Source organism: Rhizobium sp. BK251 (assembly GCF_004345245.1).
Classification (GTDB): domain Bacteria; phylum Pseudomonadota; class Alphaproteobacteria; order Rhizobiales; family Rhizobiaceae; genus Rhizobium.
In genome coordinates, this window is the sequence record NZ_SLUQ01000008.1 from 431,364 (window position 1) to 456,089 (window position 24,726).

General features: G+C 60.7%; 20 protein-coding genes and 1 tRNA gene. 11 read left to right on the forward strand and 10 right to left on the reverse strand.

Going from position 1 to position 24,726, the window contains the following annotated elements:
• Window positions 1-62 precede the first annotated feature (62 nt).
• Both ftsH and glmM read left to right on the forward strand, forming a co-directional pair.
• Window positions 63-2,006 (forward strand): ATP-dependent zinc metalloprotease FtsH, encoded by a 1,944-nt coding sequence (gene ftsH / locus EV286_RS22590; RefSeq protein WP_132959402.1) that lies wholly within the window; start codon window positions 63-65, stop codon window positions 2,004-2,006.
• A 237-nt stretch (window positions 2,007-2,243) separates the two neighbouring features.
• A complete protein-coding gene (glmM, locus tag EV286_RS22595; RefSeq protein WP_132959403.1) occupies window positions 2,244-3,599 on the forward strand; it encodes a phosphoglucosamine mutase in 1,356 nt (451 codons plus the stop codon).
• 64 nt (window positions 3,600-3,663) lie between these two features.
• Here the strand turns inward: glmM and EV286_RS22600 are convergent, their stop codons facing one another.
• Window positions 3,664-4,278: a class I SAM-dependent methyltransferase gene (locus tag EV286_RS22600; RefSeq protein ID WP_132959404.1), complete on the reverse strand. Its 615-nt coding sequence runs from the start codon at window positions 4,276-4,278 to the stop codon at window positions 3,664-3,666.
• 358 nt (window positions 4,279-4,636) lie between these two features.
• Here EV286_RS22600 and EV286_RS22605 point away from each other — a divergent pair, with 358 nt between their 5' ends.
• From EV286_RS22605 to serA, 3 genes are all read left to right on the forward strand, one after another.
• Complete coding sequence (locus EV286_RS22605) at window positions 4,637-5,473, forward strand: outer membrane protein (RefSeq protein WP_132959405.1); 837 nt, start codon at window positions 4,637-4,639, stop codon at window positions 5,471-5,473.
• Between the two features lie 223 nt (window positions 5,474-5,696).
• Window positions 5,697-6,875: a phosphoserine transaminase gene (locus EV286_RS22610; RefSeq protein WP_132959406.1), complete on the forward strand. Its 1,179-nt coding sequence runs from the start codon at window positions 5,697-5,699 to the stop codon at window positions 6,873-6,875.
• A gap of 84 nt (window positions 6,876-6,959) precedes the next feature.
• A complete protein-coding gene (gene serA / locus EV286_RS22615; RefSeq protein WP_132959407.1) occupies window positions 6,960-8,555 on the forward strand; it encodes a phosphoglycerate dehydrogenase in 1,596 nt (531 codons plus the stop codon).
• Window positions 8,556-8,632: 77 nt separating this feature from the next.
• On the opposite strand, the gene EV286_RS22620 is transcribed toward serA, so the two are convergent.
• A complete protein-coding gene (locus EV286_RS22620) occupies window positions 8,633-9,136 on the reverse strand; it encodes a GNAT family N-acetyltransferase (protein ID WP_132959408.1) in 504 nt (167 codons plus the stop codon).
• Window positions 9,137-10,096: 960 nt separating this feature from the next.
• Between EV286_RS22620 and mnmA the strand changes: the two genes are divergently transcribed.
• Complete coding sequence (mnmA, locus tag EV286_RS22625; protein WP_132959409.1) at window positions 10,097-11,296, forward strand: tRNA 2-thiouridine(34) synthase MnmA; 1,200 nt, start codon at window positions 10,097-10,099, stop codon at window positions 11,294-11,296.
• A 133-nt stretch (window positions 11,297-11,429) separates the two neighbouring features.
• A tRNA-Met gene (locus tag EV286_RS22630) sits at window positions 11,430-11,506 on the forward strand.
• 62 nt (window positions 11,507-11,568) lie between these two features.
• On the opposite strand, the gene EV286_RS22635 is transcribed toward EV286_RS22630, so the two are convergent.
• Window positions 11,569-13,155 (reverse strand): hypothetical protein, encoded by a 1,587-nt coding sequence (locus EV286_RS22635; protein ID WP_132959410.1) that lies wholly within the window; start codon window positions 13,153-13,155, stop codon window positions 11,569-11,571.
• Window positions 13,156-13,331: 176 nt separating this feature from the next.
• Between EV286_RS22635 and EV286_RS22640 the strand changes: the two genes are divergently transcribed.
• A complete protein-coding gene (locus EV286_RS22640; RefSeq protein WP_165932913.1) occupies window positions 13,332-13,649 on the forward strand; it encodes a transposase domain-containing protein in 318 nt (105 codons plus the stop codon).
• A 283-nt stretch (window positions 13,650-13,932) separates the two neighbouring features.
• Here the strand turns inward: EV286_RS22640 and EV286_RS22645 are convergent, their stop codons facing one another.
• The 7 genes from EV286_RS22645 to EV286_RS22675 all read right to left on the reverse strand — a co-directional run bounded on the left by EV286_RS22645 (window position 13,933) and on the right by EV286_RS22675 (window position 23,291).
• A complete protein-coding gene (locus tag EV286_RS22645; protein ID WP_132959412.1) occupies window positions 13,933-14,205 on the reverse strand; it encodes a hypothetical protein in 273 nt (90 codons plus the stop codon).
• An 834-nt stretch (window positions 14,206-15,039) separates the two neighbouring features.
• Window positions 15,040-15,357 carry a MocE family 2Fe-2S type ferredoxin gene (locus tag EV286_RS22650; RefSeq protein ID WP_245500792.1) on the reverse strand — a complete coding sequence of 106 codons (318 nt, stop codon included), beginning with the start codon at window positions 15,355-15,357 and terminating at the stop codon, window positions 15,040-15,042.
• A gap of 85 nt (window positions 15,358-15,442) precedes the next feature.
• Window positions 15,443-16,234, reverse strand: coding sequence for a 3-methyl-2-oxobutanoate hydroxymethyltransferase (locus tag EV286_RS22655; RefSeq protein WP_132959414.1), 792 nt, complete (start codon window positions 16,232-16,234; stop codon window positions 15,443-15,445).
• A 93-nt stretch (window positions 16,235-16,327) separates the two neighbouring features.
• On the reverse strand, window positions 16,328-17,335 hold the full coding sequence (locus tag EV286_RS22660; protein ID WP_132959415.1) for a LacI family DNA-binding transcriptional regulator: 1,008 nt from the start codon (window positions 17,333-17,335) through the stop codon (window positions 16,328-16,330).
• A gap of 91 nt (window positions 17,336-17,426) precedes the next feature.
• Complete coding sequence (locus tag EV286_RS22665; RefSeq protein ID WP_132959416.1) at window positions 17,427-19,718, reverse strand: autotransporter domain-containing protein; 2,292 nt, start codon at window positions 19,716-19,718, stop codon at window positions 17,427-17,429.
• Window positions 19,719-20,261: 543 nt separating this feature from the next.
• Window positions 20,262-21,935 (reverse strand): phosphoethanolamine--lipid A transferase, encoded by a 1,674-nt coding sequence (locus EV286_RS22670; protein WP_245500793.1) that lies wholly within the window; start codon window positions 21,933-21,935, stop codon window positions 20,262-20,264.
• Between the two features lie 315 nt (window positions 21,936-22,250).
• Complete coding sequence (locus tag EV286_RS22675; RefSeq protein ID WP_245500794.1) at window positions 22,251-23,291, reverse strand: aldo/keto reductase; 1,041 nt, start codon at window positions 23,289-23,291, stop codon at window positions 22,251-22,253.
• A gap of 113 nt (window positions 23,292-23,404) precedes the next feature.
• Between EV286_RS22675 and EV286_RS22680 the strand changes: the two genes are divergently transcribed.
• From EV286_RS22680 to EV286_RS22685, 3 genes are all read left to right on the forward strand, one after another.
• Window positions 23,405-23,971, forward strand: coding sequence for a TetR family transcriptional regulator (locus EV286_RS22680; RefSeq protein ID WP_132959417.1), 567 nt, complete (start codon window positions 23,405-23,407; stop codon window positions 23,969-23,971).
• 138 nt (window positions 23,972-24,109) lie between these two features.
• Window positions 24,110-24,280, forward strand: coding sequence for a hypothetical protein (locus EV286_RS32270; RefSeq protein ID WP_207909913.1), 171 nt, complete (start codon window positions 24,110-24,112; stop codon window positions 24,278-24,280).
• A 78-nt stretch (window positions 24,281-24,358) separates the two neighbouring features.
• A complete protein-coding gene (locus EV286_RS22685) occupies window positions 24,359-24,553 on the forward strand; it encodes a hypothetical protein (RefSeq protein ID WP_132959418.1) in 195 nt (64 codons plus the stop codon).
• Window positions 24,554-24,726: the final 173 nt, after the last annotated feature.

The following is a 24,726-nucleotide window of genomic DNA, read 5'->3' on the forward strand; positions in this document are numbered from 1 at the left end:
CTATGTTAAGGGCCAAGTATAGCGGCGGCCAGAAGGTCGTCGTCCCACTACCGGGGAGTTCAATGAACCCTAATTTACGCAATTTCGCGCTTTGGGCCATCATCGCTTTGCTGTTGATTGCCCTGTTCAGCATGTTCCAGACCGCTCCGGCACAGACTGGTTCCCGGGAAATTCCCTATTCGCAGTTTCTGCGTGAAGTGGATTCGGGCCGGGTACGTGACGTAACTGTTACCGGCAACCGCCTGGTCGGAAACTATGTTGAAAACGGCACGACCTTCCAGACCTATGCCCCGCTTGTCGATCAGAGCCTGCTGGATCGCCTGCAGACCAAGAACGTGACGATCGTAGGCCGCCCCGAAACAGACGGTTCTTCCGGTTTCCTGAGCTATCTCGGGACGCTGCTTCCGATGTTGCTCATCCTCGGTGTCTGGCTGTTCTTCATGCGGCAGATGCAGGGTGGCTCTCGTGGTGCGATGGGCTTCGGCAAGTCCAAGGCAAAGCTCCTGACGGAAGCGCATGGCCGCGTCACCTTTGACGATGTCGCCGGCGTCGACGAAGCCAAGCAGGACCTCGAGGAAATCGTCGAATTCCTGCGCGACCCGCAGAAGTTCCAGCGCCTCGGCGGCCGCATTCCGCGCGGCGTCCTGCTCGTAGGCCCTCCCGGTACCGGTAAGACACTGCTTGCCCGCGCCATCGCAGGCGAGGCAAATGTGCCCTTCTTCACGATCTCGGGCTCCGACTTCGTTGAAATGTTCGTTGGTGTCGGTGCTTCGCGCGTCCGCGACATGTTCGAGCAGGCCAAGAAGAATGCGCCTTGCATCATCTTCATCGACGAAATCGACGCCGTCGGCCGCCATCGTGGCGCTGGCCTCGGCGGTGGTAACGACGAACGCGAACAGACGCTCAACCAGCTGCTGGTCGAGATGGATGGCTTCGAAGCCAATGAAGGCATCATCCTGATCGCCGCCACCAACCGTCCCGACGTTCTCGACCCGGCACTTCTGCGTCCGGGCCGTTTCGACCGCCAGGTCGTCGTCCCGAACCCCGACATCGTCGGTCGCGAGCGTATCCTGAAGGTTCATGCCCGCAACGTTCCGCTGGCACCGAACGTCGACCTCAAGGTTCTGGCTCGCGGTACGCCCGGCTTCTCTGGCGCGGACCTGATGAACCTCGTCAACGAAGCTGCCCTGATGGCCGCGCGCCGCAACAAGCGCCTCGTCACCATGCAGGAATTCGAGGACGCCAAGGACAAGATCATGATGGGTGCGGAGCGCCGCTCCTCGGCTATGACCGAGGCGGAAAAGAAGCTCACCGCCTATCACGAAGCCGGTCACGCGATCACGGCACTCAATGTCGCCGTGGCCGATCCGCTGCACAAGGCGACGATAATTCCGCGCGGCCGTGCCCTCGGCATGGTCATGCAGCTTCCCGAGGGCGACCGCTACTCGATGAGCTACAAGTGGATGGTTTCGCGCCTCTGCATCATGATGGGTGGACGTGTCGCCGAGGAGCTCACCTTCGGCAAGGAGAACATTACCTCCGGCGCATCCTCGGACATCGAGCAGGCGACCAAGCTTGCCCGTGCCATGGTCACGCAGTGGGGCTTCTCCGATGAGCTCGGCCAGGTGTCCTACGGCGAGAACCAGCAGGAAGTCTTCCTCGGGCATTCAGTGTCGCAGACGAAGAACGTCTCCGAAGCGACCGCCCAGAAGATCGACAACGAAGTGCGCCGCCTCATCGACCAGGCCTATACGCAGGCGCGCGACATCCTGACGGACAAGCATGACGAGTTCGTCGCGCTTGCCGAAGGGCTTCTGGAATACGAGACGCTGACCGGCGATGAGATCAAGGCTCTGATCCGCGGCGAGAAGCCCGCCCGTGATCTTGGCGACGATACGCCGCCGAGCCGCGGTTCCGCGGTGCCGAAGACGGGCGCCAAGAAGGACGGCTCGGTCAGTGCAAAGGGTGAGGAACCGGAAGGTGGTTTCGAGCCTCAGCCTCGCTGACCCTTTAAACGGATCCATTATCAAAAAGGCCAGCTTTCGAGCCTCGAAAGCTGGCCTTATAGTTTTGGTAACGGGATATAAGCAATTTTGTTGGTAATTTACGTGAAGATTGCCGCAATCTATGGCATGCCGCTAGCATGCCGGGACATGAAGTCTCTTTGTGGACGCCTCGGGTAGGGCGTCCATCTGATGGAATTGCGCAGCCCTTTTTGGCGCGCGGGAATCGTGGGAGTGCATATGAAGCGACGCTATTTCGGTACTGACGGCATCAGAGGTCAGTCGAACGTTTTCCCCATGACACCGGATCTTGCCATGCGCGTCGGCATTGCCGCCGGCATGATCTTCAGGCGTGGCAATCATCGCCACCGGGTGGTCATCGGCAAGGACACGCGTCTTTCCGGCTACATGCTGGAAAACGCCATGGTGGCGGGCTTTACGGCCGCCGGCCTCGACGCCTTCGTTCTCGGCCCAATTCCGACACCCGCCGTCGCCATGCTGACGCGGTCGCTGCGCGCCGATATCGGCGTCATGATCTCCGCCTCTCACAACCCTTACGAAGACAACGGCATCAAGCTCTTCGGCCCTGATGGCTACAAGCTGTCTGATGACATCGAGACGCAGATCGAGGAGCTGCTTGAAAAGGACCTCTATTCGCAGCTCGCTCAGTCGGACGATATCGGCCGCGCCAAGCGCATCGATGGCGTGCATGACCGCTATATCGAGCATGCCAAGCGCACGCTGCCGCGCGACGTCACCCTTCAGGGCTTGCGCATCGCCATCGACTGCGCCAACGGCGCCGCCTACAAGGTCGCTCCTGCCGTGCTGTGGGAACTTGGCGCCGAGGTTGTCACCATCGGCAACGAACCGAACGGCACCAACATCAACCTCAATTGCGGCTCGACCAGCCCCGTCGCCCTCCAGAAGAAAGTGGACGAGGTGCGCGCCGACATCGGCATTGCGCTCGACGGCGATGCAGACCGCGTCATCATCATCGACGAGACTGGTTCGATCGTGGACGGCGACCAGCTGATGGCCGTCATCGCGGAAAGCTGGGCGGAAAACCAGACGCTCAAGGGCAACGGAATCGTTGCCACCGTGATGTCGAACCTGGGCCTCGAACGCTTCCTCGGCGAAAAGGGCATGGTGCTGGAGCGCACCCGCGTCGGCGACCGTTATGTCGTCGAGCACATGCGCCAGCACAATTTCAATGTCGGCGGCGAACAGTCGGGCCATATCGTGCTTTCGGACTACGGCACGACGGGTGATGGTCTCGTTGCGGCGCTGCAGATCCTCGCCGCCGTCAAGCGGACGGGCAAGACGGTCAGCGAGGTTTGCCGGCGCTTCGAGCCGGTGCCCCAGCTTCTGCGCAACGTGCGCACCACCGGCGGCCGGCCGCTCGAGGACATTCAGGTCAAGCAGGCGATTGCCGATGCCGAAGCAGAGCTTGCGCGCAACGGGCGCCTCGTCATCCGCCCGTCCGGAACCGAGCCCTTGATCCGCGTCATGGCGGAAGGTGACGACCGCGGCCAGATCGAGCGTATCGTCAACGATCTCATCGGTGTGATCTCGAACGTCAGAACCGCCGCCGCCTGATCATCCGATCCTTCTGGGCTGAGCCGGCGCGCCTTCGCGCCGGCTTTGTCTTGTCTGGTGCCTCTCAGCCGTGCCGCGCGAGCCAGATGGTGTGGCCGCCGCACGATGCGTCTTCCGCAACATGGGCGACGATCTCGAAGCCATGCCGTCCGAGAAGCCGGCGATATTCCTCGGGCGCGAGGCTGCCGTGATAGAGCGGCTCGCCGGCGAAGGTGCCGATCGCCTCGCCATGGGCGGGCCCGCTGGTGAACATCAGGGCCGCACCCTCCGCGGCATGGTTTGCAAACAGCTCGAACATGCCGCGCTGGTCCTCGGGTGTCAGGTGAAAGAAGCTGTCCCAGGCGAGGAGCCCCGCAAATCTGCGTCCGAGAGAAAGGCCGCGCATATCCGCGACCAGCCAGTCGTGATCGGGAAAGCGCGCCCGGCACATGCCGATCAGTGTCGGCGAGGAATCGACCCCGATCAGAGCATAGCCGCTTGCGATGAGGTGCCGGGCGAGGGGCTCGCCGGAACCGCATCCGATATCGAGGATCGCGCCGCCCGGCGGAACGAGCGCCATGAAACGGTCCATCCACGCTCGTTCGAAGAGTGTCCTTCCGCGGCTCTCGTCCCAGATGCGCGCATGCCTTTCATAAAGATCGGGAATGTTGTCGGCCGGGCTCCCGCGATCACTCACCATTCAATCACCCTGATGGTCTTGCCAATTCATGGACAGGTCTCGGTAATACCTCCGCCTGCGGTCGGGAGAAACTCTATCCCGGGCTGATCTACATTCGCCCATTAATGCGAAATTTATCAAAATCGCCGAGATACTTTCTTTTGGTGCGGTGCAGCATCAATTCAAGGCGCAGGATGCGCTCTCTCCCCTGTCCTCTTCAAATTGCGCCTCCCGGCAACGGGGAGGCCTTTTGCTACCAAAGAGGGTAAATATTCGTAGTTAATCAGGTTTTAAGCTTTCCCGTGCATTATCCATAACAGGAATCTCACCTCGGCCGATGTTCTGTCGTGCCAATGCAAGTGATCTTGGAGCTGGAACCATGAAACGTAGCCTGGCCGGTGCAGTCGCCGGTATTCTCTTTGCCTCGTCCGCATTCTCGGCCGATCTCTACCAGCCTCAGCCGGTGCCCGAGCAGCCGCCGGAAGTCGCCATTGCGGAGACGAGCGGCTGGTACCTGCGCGGAGACGTCGGCTACGCCTTCAACGACATGCGCGGCGCCCACTTCTTCCAGGGCTCGAACGCGGATGTCGGCTATTTCGACTCGACGGACCTGGATGATTCCTGGACGCTCGGCGGCGGTGTCGGCTACCAGATCAACAGCTACCTGCGCACGGACCTGACCTTCGACTATCTGTTCGATTCCGATTTCCGCGGCTCTACCTCGGGCGGCGGCGCGGCCTTCGGCGCTTGCGTCGGTCCCTGCACCTCGCGCGACATCTCTTCGCTCACGGCCTACAGCCTGCTCGCCAACGCCTATGTCGATCTCGGCACCTATGGCTATGTGACGCCTTATGTCGGCGCCGGTATCGGTGGCACCCACGTCAAGTGGAACGACCTCAACAACACCTCCTGCGCCGACGACGGCAGCAGCTGTGACGATACCGTCTCCCACGGCGGTCGCGATAGCTGGCGCTTCACCTACGCCCTCATGGCAGGCGCCTCGATCGACGTCTCGTGCAACGTGAAGGCTGATATCGGCTACCGCTATCGCCACGTCGACGGCGGCGACATGTTCGGCTTTGCCGAAAATGGCGGTCCAGGCACGGATGACGGCTTCAACATCCACGAAGCCCGCCTCGGCGCCCGCTATCTCTTCGGCGGTTGCCCGCAGCCGGTCGCCTACGAGCCCCCGCCGGCGCCTCCGCTCTACAAGTAACGCGCCCCAGAAAGCCGCGATATCCAATCATCAGGCCGTCCGCATCGCGGGCGGCTTTTTCGTTGCGCTGAGTGCAATCACGCCGCGCGACATCAGTCCCGGCTGCGCCAAAAAATCTTCCGGCTGCGACACTCCCTCCTTGACTATGCCGGGGCGACTCTATACTCACGACGGCGGGACACCCTTCCCCAACGAAGGGCTTTCTATCTGGAAGGATAGCACTATGACGAAGCTCGCCAAGCCGGACGTGCGTCCGGCAAATACCCATTTTTCTTCTGGCCCCTGCTCGAAGCGCCCCGGTTGGACGCTCGAAGCCCTTTCCGACGCGGCCCTCGGCCGTTCGCACCGCGCGAAGGTCGGCAAGGCCAAGCTCAAGCAGGCCATCGATCTCACCCGTGATATTCTTGAAGTGCCGGCGGATTACCGCATCGGCATCGTTCCGGCCTCCGATACCGGCGCCGTCGAAATGGCGCTCTGGTCGCTCCTCGGCGAGCGCGGCGTCGACATGGTCGCCTGGGAAAGCTTCGGCGCAGGCTGGGTCACCGATGTCGTCAAGCAGCTGAAGCTGAAAGACGTCCGCAAGATCGAGGCGCCTTACGGCGAGCTTCCCGACCTTTCCGCCGCCGATTTCGACCGCGACGTGGTCTTCACCTGGAACGGCACGACGTCAGGCGTACGCGTCCCCAACGCCGATTTCATCCCGGCTGACCGCAAGGGGCTGACGATCTGTGACGCGACCTCCGCCGCCTTTGCGCAGGCGCTCGATTTCGCCAAGCTCGATGTCGTCACCTTCTCCTGGCAGAAGGTGCTGGGCGGGGAGGGCGCACATGGCATCCTCATTCTTTCGCCGCGCGCCGTCGAGCGCCTCGTCTCCTATCAGCCGGCCTGGCCGCTGCCGAAGATCTTCCGCCTCACCTCGGGCGGCAAGCTCATCGAGGGCATCTTCCAGGGCGAGACGATCAACACGCCGTCCATGCTTTGCGTCGAGGACTATATCGATGCGCTCCTCTGGGCAGAGCAGCTCGGTGGCCTGAAGGCGCTGATCGCCCGGGCCGATGCCAATGCCAAGGTCATCGCCGATTTCGTCGTAAAGAACGACTGGATCGCCAATCTCGCGGTCAGGCCGGAGATCGAATCCAACACCTCCGTCTGCCTGAAGATCGTCGACAAGGATGTCGCCGCTCTCGATGCTGACGGCCAGGCGAATTTCGCCAAGGGCGTCGTCGCCCTTCTGGAGAAGGAAGGCGTGGCCTACGACGTCGGCCACTATCGCGACGCGCCGTCGGGCCTGCGCATCTGGGCCGGTGCCACGATCGAAACTGCCGACATGCAGAAGCTGATGCCCTGGCTTTCCTGGGCCTTCGAAACGCAGAAGGCAGCGCTTTCCCAGGCTGCTGCCTGATGTGATCGCATCCGGCTCCGCCACAGGGCGGAGCCCAGCATTCCGAATTCCATATTATCGTTGAACTCTTTGAAGGAGGCCACAATGGCACCTCGCGTTCTCGTATCCGACGAACTGTCGGAAACCGCCGTCCAGATCTTCCGCGATCGCGGCGTCGAAGTCGATTTCCAGCCGCAGGTCGGCAAGGACAAGGACAAGCTCCTCGAAATCATCGGCAATTATGATGGTCTTGCCATCCGGTCTGCCACCAAGGTCACGGAAAAGATCATCGAGGCTGCAAAGAACCTCAAGGTCGTCGGCCGCGCCGGCATCGGCGTCGACAATGTCGATATCCCCGCCGCCTCGCGCCGCGGTATCATCGTCATGAACACGCCCTTCGGCAATTCGATCACGACCGCCGAGCACGCAATTGCGCTGATGTTTGCCGTCGCTCGCCAGCTTCCAGCCGCAGATATCTCCACCCAGGCCGGCAAGTGGGAAAAGTCGAAGTTCATGGGTGTCGAAATCACCGGCAAGACGCTCGGCGTCATCGGCGCCGGCAATATCGGCTCCATTGTCTGCGCCCGTGCCATCGGCCTGAAGATGCACGTCATCGCCTATGACCCGTTCCTTTCCAAGGAGCGTGCCGAGGAGATGGGCGTCACCAAGGTCGAGATCGACGAACTCCTCGCCCGGGCTGATTTCATCACCCTGCACGTGCCGATGACGGACAGGACGCGCGGCATCCTGAACCGCGAGGCGCTCGCCAAGACCAAGCCCGGCGTGCGCATCATCAACTGCGCCCGTGGCGGCCTCGTCGATGAAGCGGCACTGGCCGATGCCATCAAGTCCGGCCATGTCGCCGGCGCTGCCTTCGACGTCTTCGAGGTGGAGCCCGCCAAGGAAAGCCCGCTCTTCGGCCTGCCGAATGTCGTCTGCACGCCGCATCTCGGTGCCTCGACCACGGAAGCGCAGGAGAATGTCGCCCTGCAGGTGGCCGAGCAGATGTCGGACTATCTGGTCAAGGGCGCGGTTTCGAACGCCATCAACATGCCGTCGATCACGGCGGAGGAGGCGCCGATCCTGAAGCCCTTCATCAGGCTCGCCGACGTGCTCGGCGCCTTTGTCGGCCAGGTCACCGAAAGCGCGATCAAGGAGATCGAGATCCTCTATGACGGCTCGACCGCGAACATGAACACCAAGGCGTTGACGAGCGCCGTGCTCGCCGGCCTCATCCGGCCGCAGGTAGCGGACGTCAACATGGTCTCCGCACCGGTCATGATCAAGGAAAAGGGCGTCATCCTCTCCGAGGTCAAGCGCGACAAGTCCGGCGTGTTCGACGGCTACATCAAGCTGACCGTGACGACGGCCAACCAGACGCGTTCGGTCGCCGGCACCGTGTTCTCGGACGGCAAGCCGCGCTTCATCCAGATCAAGGGCATCAATCTCGATGCCGATGTCGGCAACCACATGGTCTACCTGACCAACACGGACGTGCCCGGCATGATCGGCTTCATCGGCACCACACTTGGCGAAGCTGGCGTCAACATCGCCAACTTCCAGCTCGGCCGCGACAAGCAGGGCGGTGATGCGATCGCTCTTCTCTATGTCGATGGACCGGTTGGCGACGACGTACTCGGCAAGCTCACCGCCCACCAGGCCATCCGCCAGGCGAAACCGCTCGTCTTCAACGTCGATTGATCTCTCCTCCCAAGGAGTAACCGGACCCGGTGCGGCGAAAGCCGTACCGGGTCTTTCTTTTCGGGAAGGGCTCTCGCTCAGAGCAGGCGTGACATGAAGACCTCGGTATGCCTGATCTCGTCGGGAATGGGCCGAAACTGCTCGCAGCGCCTGAAGTCGAATGCTTCGTAGAGGGAGATCGCGTGGCTCATGTAGATGGTGGTCTGAAGTACGATCTTGCCACTTTTGCCCTTTTCGATTTCCGCGAGCAGGGCGCGCATCAACGCCTGACCGATCTTTCTGCCGCGAAATTCGGGATCGACATAGAACTTGTGGATCTCGACAGCCGTCTCGTCGAACGGGCTGAATGCGATGCAGCCCGCAGGATGGCCGTCCCATCTGGCGATCAGCATGCAGGCATCGTCCGCGGTGAATTTCTGCCGCAGGCCTTCGGTAGTCTCCCCGTGGAAGATGCCGAGCACGACCTCCGGTGCAACGCCATAGGCCTGGACCTCGATCGCATCCCACTCTGCCAGCGCGCGGCAAAAGCGTTCGGCGACCTCGAAGTCCTCCTGATCCTCAGCGCGTGAAATCGAAATCATCGCAATGTCCCCCGACAGGAGAATTTCATAGCATTCCGGCAGGTTGGTCGCCAGTTGTAGGCCAGTGTTCCGTTGCGGTCGTCGCCTCCCTTCTACGTCGGCGTCGCCCGCTATCGTCGCCGTGCTTAAACCGTAGGTCCGAAGAAGAGCCCCGGATGCCCGGCTCAAGCCAGGCCATAGCGTCGCGGGGCGAGGCCTCCGCGGCACACCCGGCTTTGCCTCTAGCTTCTCGACCCTTGCTCTGCGGGGACAATCCCGCGAGCCACCCCCAACAATCTCAATCGCTTGGGCGAATTCCCGTCCCCCTTCGTCCCCGCCCGGCAGGACCGTGGCTACACTTGGCTCGTCCCGTCATCGGATGCACCGGAAGGCGTTCCGGCGAGGTGGGGCCGGTGCCGCAGGTCGGGGACGGACGCAAGAGCCGGCCGGCGGGGTTCGCGGAACATGGTCTTCGCCTGGCGACACGGGGCGCAGGCGAAAAGGGCGTCGGACCGACCCCTGCCTGCGGCTGCCCGTAACAGCGTGCCAGGCGCGCCTGTGTGGCGACGCAAGGTGGCAGGCTCCAAGGCTGCGTCGGATCGCATGTCCGACCGGATCTCGGGGTGCCGACGGCAAAACAGCCGGACGGCCTGCCGCCGCAGAAGGACCGAAGTCGCGGTCACAAACAGCCGAAGCGGGGCACGTCAGGGTGTCACTGTTTTATTCACTTGCCAGGCACTCGACGTGCTCCGGCCGAAACCTTTTCAAGCCACGGGCCGAAAGGCCGCGTGAAGGATGCGGCGCGCCCATTGATTCGCGGCCCTTGCGCGGCCGGGTATTCCTTTCTATATCCCTCAGGAATTGGGCTCGGCCTGCCGCGGGTGGCAAGGGCGCTGCCGTGCATGGAAATCCGCCGCATTCGAATGGCACTGGCGGATCTGAAAATACCACCGTACGCAGAAAGACTGGCGGCAGGAAACCGTGAACACGCTGGATTTTGACAAGAGGCCGGAAGATACGCGCGTCGTCGTCGCCATGTCAGGTGGCGTCGACAGTTCCGTCGTCGCCGGCATCCTGAAGCGCGAGGGCTATGATGTCCTCGGCATCACGCTGCAGCTTTACGACCATGGCGCCGCCGTCCACCGCGCCGGCTCCTGCTGTGCGGGCCAGGATATCGACGATGCGCGCCGCGTCTGCGAGACGCTTGGCATTCCGCATTACGTCCTCGACTACGAGAAGCGCTTCCGCGACACCGTGATCAATCCCTTCATGGAGAGCTATGTCGCCGGCGAGACGCCGATCCCGTGCGTTTCCTGCAATCAGACCGTCAAGTTTGCCGATCTGCTGGCGACCGCCAAGGAACTCGGCGCCGATGCGCTGGCAACCGGCCACTACATCCGCTCGCGGCGCAATCCGTCACCGCAGGACCCGTACCGCCGCGCGCTCTATCGGCCGGCCGATGCCGACCGCGACCAGAGCTATTTCCTCTTCGCGACGACGCAGGAGCAGATCGACTATCTGCGCTTTCCCCTTGGAGGCCTGCCGAAGGCGGAAACCCGGCGGCTTGCCGAGGAAATGGGCCTCGTCGTCGCCAAGAAGGCCGATAGCCAGGACATCTGCTTCGTGCCGCAGGGCAAGTATTCCGACATCATCAACAAGCTGAAGCCGAACTCGTCGCTGGCAGGCGATATCGTCCATCTGGATGGCCGCGTGCTCGGAAGCCACGAGGGCATCCTGCATTACACCATCGGCCAGCGCCGCGGCATCGGCATCGCGACCGGCGAGCCGCTCTACGTCGTCTATCTCGACGCGCGTTCGCGCCGCGTCATCGTCGGGCCGAAGGAGGCGCTGGAGACCCACCGCGTCTATCTGCGCGACGTCAACTGGCTCGGCGACGCGCCGCTTGCGGAGGCTGCTTCCGGTGAAGGCTTCGCGTGCTACGTCAAGGTGCGCTCGACCCGTGCCCCTGCACCCGCCGTCCTCCATGCGGACGAGACAGGCATCTATGTGGACCTGACGATCGGCGAGGCGGGTGTAGCGCCGGGACAGGCCTGCGCGCTCTACTCGGCACCGGGCGACGACGCCCGCGTCTGGGGCGGTGGCTTCATCGAACGCTCCGAGCGCGGCGCCGAGGCGGAAGCCTCGCTGAAGGCGCTGCTTTCAAGCCCCGTCGCCGCCTGAAACGACGCTGGAGAAAGGCATTGTGCAACACGGCCTTTTTCTCGTTCGCGCGCTTGACACAAAGCCAAGCCGCCCTTTATAAGCCGCTCATCCCACGGGCCGCCCGCTTCGCGAACGGCTTCGTTTGACCAGTGGCGGAGTAGCTCAGTAGGTCAGAGCAGAGGAATCATAATCCTTGTGTCGGGGGTTCAAATCCCTCCTCCGCTACCATCAATCAAACGTTAGGTTTTCTGGATGCGGCGCTAGCCGGGTATGCGGTTTTTCAGAATTTGTCACACGGGTGGCGTTTGAGGCGTCGACGTATTGTCGGCGGGTTCGTTGCCATTCCCCAATCTTTCGGCCTGTTTCTTGCGTGCCCAGTCCCAAACGTCTTCGCTGAACACGGCGGCGACGAAACAAGCAAAGAAAATCGCGTAGGCATTGAGGGTCACATCGTCTGTGGTGAGGACCGCAGTGCCGCCTTTGGCGAGCAAAAAGACAAGTACTGCTGCGCTTATTCCACGAATGAAGGCCGGAACGATAAAGCCGAGTTTTGGAAATTCGGGACCGGGCGTTCCCGCAAATTCCTTAATAAAGCTTGTGGCGAGTGCGCCAAAGAACCCAAAGCCCAAAAGTCCGGTAATAAGCGCAAGTTCGGAGTTCTCGGTCTTTAGCAGCCAGGCCGCTGCCGCCCCAAATGGGCCTAATGAATCCGCAAGTCCTGCCCTTGGAGGGAGGAATTCGCTGGCCTTCGGGGCAGTCGTTGAGCATGAAGTCGTGCTTGTGAGTCTTTCGATGCGCACCGGCTGCGTTGCGGAACCAAAGTTTTCGATACTAAAGGATGTCAATGCAGCCTTCAGGTTCTTAATCATGTCAATGTCTATCTTCAACGCGCCAATGCAGGACTGGACGTTGCTGCGATAGGTGTTTTCCCACTCGTTGAAGGAGTTCGCTATGCGCTTGACGTGGACCTGGCTGACAGTCTCTCCAACTCGCCCCTCATTGGAGAGCTGGAAAAAAATGACTGCGTTTGTCTGATAGCTGGTAGCTTCATACTGCGCGGACTTTAGCGCATTCTCGAGCGAGGCCATGTTTCTGTCCCACTCGCTTAGCTGATATGTCCACAGCGTATCAAACTTCTTGGCATTCTCGGCCTCGCTCTTGAATTCATCCCTTCCCAGTTCCCTGGCCGTTGGCCCATAGAGCGAAAATTTAACCCGAATGGGTTCCAGTTCTGTATTCAGCTGTTTCGCTAGGGAAGTCACATCAGCCTGCTTCTGACTGAAGACCGGAACCGCAATGATTGCTAGGATCGCCAAGTACAGCGCTGCGGCAAAGGATATTGTCAGGGCTGCAAGTGTGGCAACAGCTCCGGCATTCACCCGAGTCGGAACGTAGCTCCTCCAGATCGACTCGCTGTTTGCGAACAGTAGGCAAACTGTCGCGCTTGTTGCAAAAATTACCCCGGCTGTCCCCAAGCCCTCGGGCAGTGCGAAAGTGTCGAGGGCGGAACTATAAATGGTGTCTAGCGATGCGCCTGCAATCGTACCCAATTTGTTAACGCAGGCAGCGGCAGATTCGCGCCCGCATGCTAAAACATCATTTAGTCCTGGAAGGCCTGCCACAATTCGCCAAACGCTTTTTGCGAGGCCAACCATCCAGTCCCAAAAGTAAACAAACGGTCCTGGGGATAAGACGATTGTCCAAAGCATGATCAGCACTTGGACCCCTGTTGGCAATCCTCGCATGCTACGTGTGACGAGCCGGCTCAGCAGTCGAAGTGGAAGAAGAAAAATCCTAATTCCAAGTAAGAAAAGCAGCAGGATTAAAACCAAATAAGCCGCCAACAATGCGACGAACAGAATGGAATGGTCAGTCATTGTATTGATCCCCCTCCATTAGTTTACAGCAAATACACGTATGTGGCGAATCGATCCTCGCTGACTAAATCGTTGTGTTGCCAAGTAAGTAGAGATTTTGTGAGCAGACGAGTGGCGCCCGGCGAAGAGCTTGAATCACCCCTCGCTCGACGCCTGCCCCCGATTTCTTTCTCGGAGTGCTTGGCTATACCGGCAACAAGCCGACCGTGAAGCCCGAGAACTGCGGTTCCCGCGCCGTCGATCTCGTCGGTTTCCGCACCCACTGCTCCGAAGAGATCGCCGAGCACAACGCGCAGAGCAACCGGAATGCTTCGAACTGCGCCGGCCGCAGCTTCGACCAGACCTTTCAGACGAGCATGGAAATCAGCATCGTTCGCTGGCCAACCGCCGCGCAGAAGTCCTTCTGGCTCCTCGCCTCTGAAGCTACCCGCCATCGTGCTGCAACGACAAAGATTTCGGTGGAGACTGTGAGGCCATACCTCGATCCCAGGTGAGGAAGGGCCCCTCGGGTTCTCCGTTATCCTTCATCCCGGAGACCATCGCCTGGTGACGAGAAACCAGTCGTTCCTGATCCCATATGGAGATGAGTTGCCATCCGGAGACGGTGATTTTCACATCTGCCTTCACCCAACGGACGAACCCAATCAGACGGATGGGATAGGGCGAAGCGGACGATACCATATGAACTGCTTTTTTGCGCCTCTTGGCGGCGTTTGATCACCAGACGAGCGGGTTCCCACGTTTCCCGGTTTCCAGTGTCAAACAACATCGGGAAACCTATTCCACGCAGGCTATTCTTATCAGGCTGCCTCCGAAATCAGACTCGTGGGAACCGCCGTCCGATATGACGGCGCATAGCATCTTCGAGAGCGCGACGGCTGGGGGGACTCCGGCCGCTTTATCCATTAGCGTTGCGCACTGTTGAGGAAAGCCGGACAATAGCTCGTAGCAATCTCGAGCATTCGGGGAGACGACGATCACCGAGAAGCGCACATTGGCAATCGCCAGTGCATCCCAATCTATCTCCGAAAAACCTTCGCTGGCTCCCATGGTCCGCCCCTGTAGCTCCATCAGGTCTTGAGTATCCGCTTGGCTCTCTCGGCAAGCCCAATCGTCTCGTTGCGCTTGCCGAGTTCCTCGCTTCAGGTCCCCCAATAAACATATGCTACTGCGAATGATTTGCACTTGCAATCGCAGATAAGTTGAGTGATGCCGGAACGATGTTTTCGCGAGCCAAGCAATGTTTCGGGGCCTCGTTGTGGGAGGCTCCTTTTCGTTCGGCTCGTGTCCAGGCAGAGGCGTTTCCTGTGTTTCTGGAAAGTCTTGAGGATTGCCATTCGTGTACAGGAATCCAATTTGAGTCCCCCGAAGGCTCGAAGCGTCAGCGGTCGAGCTGCAACTTGGCGGCGTCGGGAAGGGGAAGCCAATCTCTCGATGGTTTGAAGATGCTTGAAAGGTTTCTGGAGGATTTTTGTGGCCCGAGTTGAAGGGGTTGCTCCTGCTGCCTTCTCGTTACCTGATGCCGCGCTGTTTGTGACGCCAAGCTCAAGATTGTTTATCGATGACAATCTTGAGTTGTGGTTGTCTGTGAGATGCACGACCGCATGCGATATGCGACATTATCTTATTGCCATGTCCGGGAAAGGTGATCGCTGGCCCGGGATCGCGTCCTGTCCAGGCGCGTGGAAAAGCCTCCGACCCTTGGCAGAGCGGAGGCTCTCTGTTGCGGCTGTGGCCGAGTTCGGTGTGAGCCACAGCATAGCATGACGCTTAGCTGGGGTTATGCGCCACGCTATTTCCGCTAAATATTAATAGACTCTAATATACTCCCCGCACCAACCGCATACAACCTGCAATCCAGCCAGCAACGGATCACTTTCGATTTCAGCCGGGCAGTTGGACCATGACCGCGCCGTCTTCCACTCGGGCGGCGTAGACGTTCAGGTTCTTGCAGGCAGGCAGGCGCTTGGCCTCGCCGGTGCGATAATCGAATACGCCGGAATGCTTGGGACATTCGATCTCGTAGTCCATGACCAGGCCCTCGGCGAGATGGATCGACTCATGGGTGCAGAGACCGTCGGTGCAGAACACCTCGTCCTCGGGGGAGCGATACAGCGCATAAGTCTTGCCCGAATGGTCGAAGCGCCGCGCGCCTTCCTGCTCGATGTCGTCGAGGCGGCAGGCAGAGATCCAGTTTGTCACGTCCATCCTCCTTATTCCGTGGGGCTCGCCGCATCGGCGCGTTTGTTGCGTTTTCCAAAGGCCGTCTCGTCCTTTGGCAGTTCTGTCAGATCGATCGCGTTAGGGTCGTGAAGCGCTCGAAGGAGGCGTCGTCCATATCCACCTGATGCTTCGGTTCGGGATAGCCGCCGCCGACGACGTCGGCGGCGAAGGCCCGGAAGGCCTCGATGCGTTTCGTCTGGAGCTCGGCCATAAGCGTAACGAAATCCGCATAGCGTTTCGCGTGGCGTGGATAATGGCCGTCATGCGTGCCGAGCACATCGGAGGAGAAGAGATATTGCGTGTCACAGACGGACCCGCAGCCCATTCCCATGGTGATCATCGACGTGTTGCGCGTGATGTACTCGGCGAGCTTGACCGGAACCACTTCCACTTCGACTGCGGCTGCGCCGGCATTCTCGAGGTCCTTCACGGCGCGAAGGACGCCGAGCGCTTCCTCGGGCGTCTTGCCGATGGCGCGAAAGCTCGTCCATGCCGCGCGATTGGGCACCAGCCCGACATGGCCGGTGACCGGAATGCCTTCACGCGCCATCGCTTCGATGAAGCGCGGCGAATGGGAACAGTAGATCGAGTCCGCGCCGCGCCGCAGCATCTGGAAGCCCAGGCGGATCGCTTCCTCGGGCGAGGCAACGGCGCCATGCGGCATGCCGACGGACAGAAAGGCGGATGGGGCTGCGGCGCGAATGCCCTCGAGATGGTGGTCAGGCTCGCAGGAGAGGATCGCGATGTCGCACGCGGCGGCCGCTGCCGCTTCCTCTGCATTGTCGACATGCAGCTGAAGCCATTTCCGCCGGCCCTTCGAACTTTGCAGGTCATAAACCGTCACGCGTCGCGTCATGGCGCTCTCCCCCAACTTGCAGAAACAGCATAGGCGAGCGCGGAAAGACGTTCCGCTTGTTTCCTGATCAAATCAGATCAAGCGCGGCGATCCTCAGAGATTTTCCGACGTGATGGTGACGAAGCGGATGGGATCGTTCGAAACAGGTTCGACGACGAGGCCAAGCCGGGAGAGCAGGAGGTCGATGGCGCGACGCGCCTGCGCCTCAGGCGCCTGGTCGAGCACGACCGACATGATGCCATCCCGCAAGGCAGCGGCGCTGCCGTCGGTGAGTTCGTGACCGACGAAGAAGATGTCCCGGCCGCGCGGATGCTTGCGCAGGACAGCCGTCAGGGAGTCGTTCGCGCCGCCGGCATTGTAGAGGCCCACGAGATCGGGCCAGAGGCGCAAGGCCTCGAACAGCCGGTCGGCGCTCTGGCCGGTATCGTCATAGCCAAACAGCACTACGGTGAAAGCCTGGCCCTCGCGGGGCTTTTCGAAAAGATAGTCGGAAAAGCCGCGGATCCGGTCGCGGTGCACCTGATAGATCTGGCTGTGACAGAGTGCGGCGATCGTACCATTGCGTGGCTGCATTCGCGCAAGAAGGAGCCCGGCCATCCGGCCTGCCGCATAGTTGTCGATGCCGACGTAATCCGCTTCCATGCCCTCGGCACGCGTAACGATCTGCAGGAAGGGGAGACCTTCCTCTTTCACCTTGACGAGAGCCGACCGAATGAGGGGATGATCCGGAACGGCGAGGATCAGGGCCGCCCGTCTCGCCTGCGGGTTTGCGATCAGCGCGGCGATCGCTGCCGGGTCGTGCTCGTCCATGAAGGTTCGGTGCACGGCGACGGATGCGTCGAGGGTGGCGGCGATGCGCCCGAAGGCACGGGACAGGCGAGCGAAGAAGGTCGTTTCCGGCCTGACCAGGATCACGTCGATGCGCAGGATGCCGCGATGGACTTCCGGCAGGCGGCGGGGATAGTCGAGTGACCGCGCCGCAGCGATGACCTTCTCGGCAAGTGCTGGCCGGACGCCGCCGCGACCATTGAGAACACGCTCGACCGTCGCGGTGCCGACGCCCGCCAATCGCGCGATGTCCTGAAAGGTTGGCTTGGAGATTGAAACCTCGGACCTGAATTGGGTTGGGCAACAGGATATTGCAAAGCATGGTGACCGCCAAGCCGCCGCGAATGCCGATCAGATGCGCATTCTACCACTGGACACGCAATCCGATATTGCCGCCAAACGTCTGCGCCTTTTCGTCACCGACATTCGTGGAGAAGATGGCAGCGCCATAAAGACTGACGTTTGTGGATAGTTGTGCGCTCAACCCGGCACCGAAGGCGAGGACTGTGCTACCGCCGCTGACGCTCACCGACCTGAGATTGAAAGTCGTCGTGTCGGTGGCGGAGGACAACTGCCAGAGATTGGCATCCACGAACGGCTGCAGGACGGCGGTGCCGGCCTTCCATTTTCCCTCAAGCCGCGCGCCTATGCGCCCGGCGAATGCATTCTCCCCGTCATAGTCGATTGACGTGAAGGGATCGTTCGTATCGTCAAGATCGACCCTCTGCCAGACGCCCTGGATTTGCGGCTCGAGCGTCCAATTGTCGCTCAGGACAATAGGGTAGCCGCCCTCCAGCGATGCCAAAGCGGCCGATCCGTCCATATCGGCGCCAATGCCCCTGTCGGAGATAGCATCCCCGCCGAGCCACGTGTACATGGCCACCGCATCAATGTACCAGCCTTGGGCGCCGGTATGGGTCCAATAGCCACCGATGCTGTCGCCGGACAGATCGAGATTGCCCGAATTCTGGTCGAGCCTTCCAAGGGTATTTCCGATGACGTCGCCACTTGCCTCGGTGTGGGCATAGAACAATCCGGCACGGTCCTGGCTGCCGTCATCGTGCTCCGTCCCGAGGACGTCGAGACCGAGTTGTAAGCCCCAGATCGACCCATCGAACTGCGGATCGAGTTCGTTGCTCAAGCCTGAAACCGTCGCATTCCAGTGCTCGTCATAAGACTTTCCGAAGACCCGCCCCCAGGCCGCAGAAAATTCGCCTTTGTTCGTCAGCAGAAACTGATCGCCCTGCCGCTCATGGAAGGTCCCGAGCGTGGCCAGGCCCATCTGGCGCGCAACGGCGGGGGCGATCGTATAGGCGGGGATCTCGGGACGGATGCTCGCTGGTCCGGCGGGCGGCGGCGATGAGGGCGACGTTGGGGATGGCGGCGGTTCGGTGATCGGCGGTTCCGTGGGCGGGGTTTCGGTTGGCGGTGGTTCGGTCGGCGGCGCGTTGGAACGGAGGAACCAGTCGTTCTCGGATCCCGACGATACGCCGCCCTGATAGAGCGAATATTCGAAGACGCCCGCCCCAACGGGACGACCGAGCGTGAATGCGTTTGCGCTCGTCGTCGCTCCGTTCGCAGCGTCGATGACCATGATGCCATCAGCGGCCGTCAAGTCTCCTGGACCATTGATATTGTCGACGAAGATTGACGTGGTTCCCGAACCGCTCGCGCCAGCGCCACTGATGACCAGTTGGTCGGATGGCGCTCCATCGCTTGCGAGGACGGTCTGCAGGTTGAGCCGCCCACCGAGACCGATATAGTTGCCATTGACAACGAACCTGTCGTTCGTCGTCACCATGCTGTTGGTCAAGTCGATCAGGCCCGCATTGCTGACGGTCACCAGCTGCCCGGCGGTGAAGGGCGCAATGGCATAATCCCTGTTTCCGGCAAACACCGTACTGGTTGCGTCCACAGACAGCGTTCCCGAACCGGTTCCCGAGTCACCCAGCCTTAGCGTGTTGTTCACGAACGTAAATGTGAGCTGCGAGCCGTTGGTCAGGGAAATCGCCTCCCAGTTTGTAAATCTGGAGACATCGTCGCCCAGAGCGGACGCATCGACGTTGGAGGTATTGTCCCAAACGAGTTCGTCGCTGCCCAATCCGCCGTCAACCGGCAGTCCCTGCGTCAGATTGGTGGATGTGAGGTTTTTCAGCAGTGCCCGGTCATTTCCCGCTCCAAGCGTAATGCTGGGCGTGACATTCCCGGCAGTCCAGTTGAAGGTGTCGTTGCCGGGGCCAAGGTCAACGCCGGTGCTTACGATGCCGCCCAGAAGATCGAAGCGGTCGTCGCCGGCTCCCAAGGAAACCGAAACCGCAATGAGCCCGAAATTCGTCAGGAAATCGGTTGATGACCGGGAGGCAACGACGCCGTTCTGAATATTGGCGCCGCTATTGTTGACGATAGTGTTGACCCCGCCGCCGTCGAGAAAAATGCTGCCCGAGATGGTGCCGTTGTTGGTGAGATTGAATGTGCCGTTGTCCACGGCCCGGACGTTTGACGTGATCACGGAGTCATTGACGACGCCGAACGAGCCATTGGCAGTTCCGACCACGTTCGAATTGATTGCGCCGCTGTTGTTGACGGCACTGCTGCCCGGTCCAGTGATGTCGATGGGTGCATACACGTTGGCGCCGGGAAGCACGTTGACTGTCACGGATGAGCCGACGCTGATAAAACCAGGCGAGCCGCCTGTGCAACTGACGGTGCCCGGTCCGGACGGCAGGCAGTCAGCAAGCGCTCGGGCATCGCTCAAGGAAAGGAGTGCCAAAGACGCGACAGACTGAAGGAGCAGGCAGCGTGCTGCCGGGCCGATTCGTCGAACGCGACCGACGATGGCAGGGTTGGCCGGAGGATGCCTCAGGGATGCGGAAGATCCGCGGATTCCAATCGCGCCGACGGCATCCCCACGACGGCAAGCATTGAGAACGCACAAAGCACGGTCAACTGGCAACGCGTCTACCATGAGATCATCCCGCACAAAGCTCACAGGCATGATCAAGCTGGTTTGAATATTAGAATGTTGTCAATCTTGCGCGATCGGCGCGGGACGCGGTTCTCTGGCGGGTGTGTCCCTGGCGCAACGCGGGATTTGCGGATGCAGTGTCGAGAGGCCGCGCTTTCGCTCAAGGGAGTTTGGGAGGCAAATGCCTCGGGCCATTCCGGCACCGGCAGAAAGTCGCGAAGGCCGGGCTTGCCGTTACTTACCGTCCGCCACGAACGATGTCTTTCCGGATTTGCACTCGGCGAAGAGATCGAGGTTGTGATCGTAGACTGACGTGGTCACGTTCATCATGCTGAGCACGCTGTGGAACAGGTTGTCGTGCGAGCGAGGTTCGGCAGCCGTGGAGGCAAGGCAGGCCTTGTCCAGCCACATCGAAGCGGCGAAGCCGGGATCGGTCCAGACCAGCAGCGGCACATGTGTCTGCACGGTGGGCGCAAGCACATAAGGCGTGCCGTGCAGATAGAGACCATTTTCGCCAAGCGATTCACCGTGATCCGACACGTAGATCATTCCTGTCGCAAGATGATCCGAACGTGCCTTGAGCTTGGTGATGATCGTCGCCAGGACATGGTCGGTGTAGAGGATCGAATTGTCGTAGGCATTGACGATCTCTTCGTCATGGCAATTGCCGAGCTCAGACGTTCGGCAATCCGGCGTGAAGCGCCTGAACTCGTCGGGGTAGCGTCTGTAGTAGGAAGGGCCGTGGCTGCCAAGCTGATGCAGAACAAGGACGCTGTCCTTGTTGATCCCATCGAGCCACTTGTCGAGCTTGTCCAAGAACAGCCCGTCCTGGCACTCGCCCTCGGCGCAGAAACGCGGATCGGTCGAGTTCGCCATGTCCACGTACCGCACACGATCGGCTATGCCCTTGCTCCCTGTATTGTTGTCCCACCATTCCACATCGATGCCGGCGTGAGCCAGCACGTCAAGCAGCGTTTCGTTTTCGCGCGCCTTGCTATGTGTGTAGCCGCGGCGGGTAAGGTTGGAGAACATGCATGGGAGCGAGGTGCCGGTGGCGGTGCCGCAGCTCGTGGCATTCGGAAAATAGACGATATCCTGGCTGGCAAGCTCGGGGTTCGTGACCCGCTTGTAGCCGCCAAGAGAAAAATTCGCCGCACGGGCCGTTTCGCCGGCGACGATGATTGCGACACGCGGCTTGTGCGTCCCGCCGACCGGCGACGCTACCTTCGCGTCCTCGCCGAGCGGCTGCACGACGATGTTGGCCTCGGCGCTCGCCTGCAGGAAATATTTGGTCGTTTCGATGATAGGCGTAACGGGATTGAGGGTCCTGACCACGTCCCTGTGCTGACGGATGGTCGCGACAACAATCCTGGAATAGGTATATCCCGTTGCTCCAAATACCCCAAGGCAGCACACAAAGAGGACGGTATTGTACAGAAGCTTCTGCAAAATCGGTTTGTGTACGATCCTGACCCACAGGATCAGCAGCACCGGAACGAGCCCGTACAACAGCATATGCAGCACAAAGCCCCTGGTGATCAGGTGTCCTGCCTCGGCCGGGGTCGTCTCGACGGCGTTGCGGATCATGTCGCGGTCGATATACACCCCGAACGTATCGGTGAACCAGGACGCGACCGCCGCTGACAGAATGAAGAAGATGAATGCAGGCTTGGTGAGATACTTCGCGGAAAAGAGCAGCATCAGCGCGACGAACAGCGTGAAAATCGCCGCGTACAGCGCAAACACCATGACCGGATAGGCGCCGAGGTAGTTATGGACCTTGGACCAGAAAGTGGCGTTGAGGATCAGGACGAGATAAAGAGCGACTAAGGCGCTAAGCGTCTCGCTGCCAATGCGAGGACGAAAGGTCCATTCTCTGCTTATCGGTGCGTCTAGTTGCAATTTCACCCACGGCGTTCGTTTTCAGCTTAAAGTCGGGTGGCCTTGTATGTGCCGACTCAGGGCAAGGTCAAGTTTACTATTATTTGCAGATCCACCGAAGCTCCTATCGAAGCGCTGCTGAAACGCCGATATGGGGCCGGAACACGCGATTTTTCGTCGATATCGATTACCTGAGTACTTTCTTATCAGCGCATTTTCGCATGTTTGCGGGATTTCCGCCTGAATGCGAAATCACCTGTCGCCTATGCGCGCAGTACGGCCGCATTGAGGCAACCGGGCCCACCGGTCGCCTCCTGCGGGCATCCTTTTCGTGGTTCTGCCTCAGCGGACAGCTTGCGCCGGCCAGTCGACGAGATCGGCCCTGGCACCGGCAAGCGTATTGCGGCTGCCGGAAACGACGTCGTATGGGAAGCCGAGGGGGATCGCACTGGCCTCGTCGAGGCGGGCGACCTGCTCGTCGGTCAGTTTGAACTCGAGTGCGGCGAGGTTGTCCACGAGCTGTTCGCGCGTGCGCGGCCCGATGATGGGGAGTGTGCCCTTGTGCAGCACCCAGGCGATCGCGATCCGGCCGGCAGGGATGTCCGTTTCCGCCGCGATTTCGAGGAGCGTGTCGAGAGTTCGCGTCTTGCGCTCGTCGCTCTCTGCGTGGATGACGGCGCCGAGGCCCTGGGCGCGCCCGGTCTCGCCCTTGCGATACTTTCCGGTGAGGAGCCCACCGCCGAGTGGGGACCAGGAGACCGTTCCAAGGCCGAATGCGTCCGCCATCGGCAGGAGATCGCGCTCGGGCGTGCGCTCGACGAGACTATATTCGATCTGCAGCGCAGAGACGGGTGACCAGCCGCGAATGTCGGCCAGGGTTGCGGCAGTCGCGACGCGCCAGGCCGGGAAGTCCGAGAACCCGGCATAGAGGATCTTGCCCGACCGGACGAGATCATCGAGCCCGCGGACGATTTCGTCGACCGGGGTGACGGCATCGGGCATGTGAACCCAGAGAAGATCGATCCGGTCTGTTGCAAGGCGTTTCAGGCTTGCCTCGACCGACTGGATCATCGCCTTGCGGCTGTTGCCGGTACGCTGCAGGCCGGCCGAGTAGCTGTCGCCGAGGGAAAACTTCGTGGCCAACACGATGTCGTCGCGGTCGCTGGCGACGAACTCGCCAACCATCGTCTCGGACTGGCCGAACTGATACTGGTCGGCCGTGTCGATGAAGTTGCCGCCGGCATTGCGATAGAGATCGAAGATCGTCTTCGCCTGCTCACGCTCGGCGCCGTAGCCCCAACCCGTGCCGAAATTGCCGGCACCGAGTGCCAGCGTGGAAACACGAAGGCCGGTGCGGCCGAAGATCCTGTAACGCATGCCCATGATTCATAGTCCTTTGTTGCCCATGAGAAATTTAAATGACGATCGTCATCTGTTGCAATTAAATGACGATCGTCATATATTTTGTCAAGTGCTATTTTGATTAGGAAGTTCTCATGCGCCCAACACGCGACCAGGCAAGGGAAAACCGGCAGCGCATCCTGCATGCGGCTTCGCGGCTCTTTCGCGAGCAGGGCATCCACGCGGTTGGCGTCGATGCGGTGATGAAGGGTGCCGGGCTGACCCACGGAGGGTTCTACGGTCACTTCAAGTCGAAGGCGGACCTGACCGCCGAGGCGGTGAGCCACGCCATGCACGAAGCCCTTCAAGCGGAGCCGCAATATGGTTCGGTGAAGGACTTTGCGGCGGCCTATCTCTCCAAGAAGGGACGCGACGATGCCGCGGACGGCTGCGCCGTGGCGGCGCTCGGCGCGGAGATCGCACGGCTTCCCGAAGGACAACGCGGAACGATTTCCGACTATGTGCAAGAGCGTATCGCGCGGATGGAGGCCCTGCAGGAGCGGCAGGGGGAAAAGCCTGATCGGGCGAGAGCGATCGCCGAGCTGTCGAGTCTCGTCGGCGCGCTGGTCATGGCGCGGGCGGTCGACAACAAGGAACTCTCCGACGAGATCCTTGAGAAGACCGTGGAATTCCTCGGCGGTGGTGGAGCTGCGGCGAAATGAACGAAATGCCCCCGGGGCGAAGTTTGCCTTTCGGCACCTTCACAGATAGTTGCCGGCAGGCGACCGCTGTATGGTGAAGAAGGGCAGGTAGGCCTGAGTCGGGCTTGCCGCAGGCCGTACGGCGTGGAGGCGCTGCGAATGGGACGCACGAAGCGACGCGTCAACAAGACATCCTGGTGGAGGAACTTCCTGCGGACCTGGCAGGAGGCGGGGGAGGCGAAAGCGGACGGCAAGCCGGACAGACCGCGGCCTACGGATACGCCGCCGGCAAACCCGCCTACGACGAATGGCCGTGCCCGGGCGGAGTAGCCCATTTTGGCGTCTACTGCTTTTCCCTCAGTCCATGTTAGCATTTTACTAGGAATGCAGGCTGGGGAGCCAATTCTTATGGAACAGAAGATCGAGAGAAATCGACAGATCGTCGAGATGCGAAGCCGTGGGATGACGTTTGCCGCAATCGGCAAGGCATTCGATATCAGCCAATACAGGGTCAAGGCGATTTGCGACGATTACGCTTATCGCCAAATGAGTGAGACAACGCGAAACGTGTTGTCCCTGTGGGGCTATCAGGTCCAGGCATAGGATCGGATTAGCCGCTGCAGGGCGCGAGTTGGCGGGGTCGGTGTCCGCGCATTCGGTTGCGCGGAATCGATCGGCCGCGATCACCTCGATGTCGAGGGCAGAGCGTTGGTTGAGTTCGTTGCGTCCCGCTTACAGCGGTTGGGACGGCGTGAAAGCTGCAATCCTGGAATGAA

Bases quoted from the DNA above. Each gene is read 5' to 3' on its own strand.
- ftsH (WP_132959402.1), top strand. From the start codon at position 63: ATGAACCCTAATTTACGCAATTTCGCGCTTTGGGCCATCATCGCTTTG.
- glmM (WP_132959403.1), top strand. From the start codon at position 2,244: ATGAAGCGACGCTATTTCGGTACTGACGGCATCAGAGGTCAGTCGAAC.
- EV286_RS22600 (WP_132959404.1), bottom strand. From the start codon at position 4,278: ATGGTGAGTGATCGCGGGAGCCCGGCCGACAACATTCCCGATCTTTAT.
- EV286_RS22605 (WP_132959405.1), top strand. From the start codon at position 4,637: ATGAAACGTAGCCTGGCCGGTGCAGTCGCCGGTATTCTCTTTGCCTCG.
- EV286_RS22610 (WP_132959406.1), top strand. From the start codon at position 5,697: ATGACGAAGCTCGCCAAGCCGGACGTGCGTCCGGCAAATACCCATTTT.
- serA (WP_132959407.1), top strand. From the start codon at position 6,960: ATGGCACCTCGCGTTCTCGTATCCGACGAACTGTCGGAAACCGCCGTC.
- EV286_RS22620 (WP_132959408.1), bottom strand. From the start codon at position 9,136: ATGATTTCGATTTCACGCGCTGAGGATCAGGAGGACTTCGAGGTCGCC.
- EV286_RS22635 (WP_132959410.1), bottom strand. From the start codon at position 13,155: ATGACTGACCATTCCATTCTGTTCGTCGCATTGTTGGCGGCTTATTTG.
- EV286_RS22645 (WP_132959412.1), bottom strand. From the start codon at position 14,205: ATGGGAGCCAGCGAAGGTTTTTCGGAGATAGATTGGGATGCACTGGCG.
- EV286_RS22655 (WP_132959414.1), bottom strand. From the start codon at position 16,234: ATGACGCGACGCGTGACGGTTTATGACCTGCAAAGTTCGAAGGGCCGG.
- EV286_RS22675 (WP_245500794.1), bottom strand. From the start codon at position 23,291: ATGGGCATGCGTTACAGGATCTTCGGCCGCACCGGCCTTCGTGTTTCC.
- EV286_RS22680 (WP_132959417.1), top strand. From the start codon at position 23,405: ATGCGCCCAACACGCGACCAGGCAAGGGAAAACCGGCAGCGCATCCTG.
- EV286_RS32270 (WP_207909913.1), top strand. From the start codon at position 24,110: ATGGGACGCACGAAGCGACGCGTCAACAAGACATCCTGGTGGAGGAAC.
- EV286_RS22685 (WP_132959418.1), top strand. From the start codon at position 24,359: ATGGAACAGAAGATCGAGAGAAATCGACAGATCGTCGAGATGCGAAGC.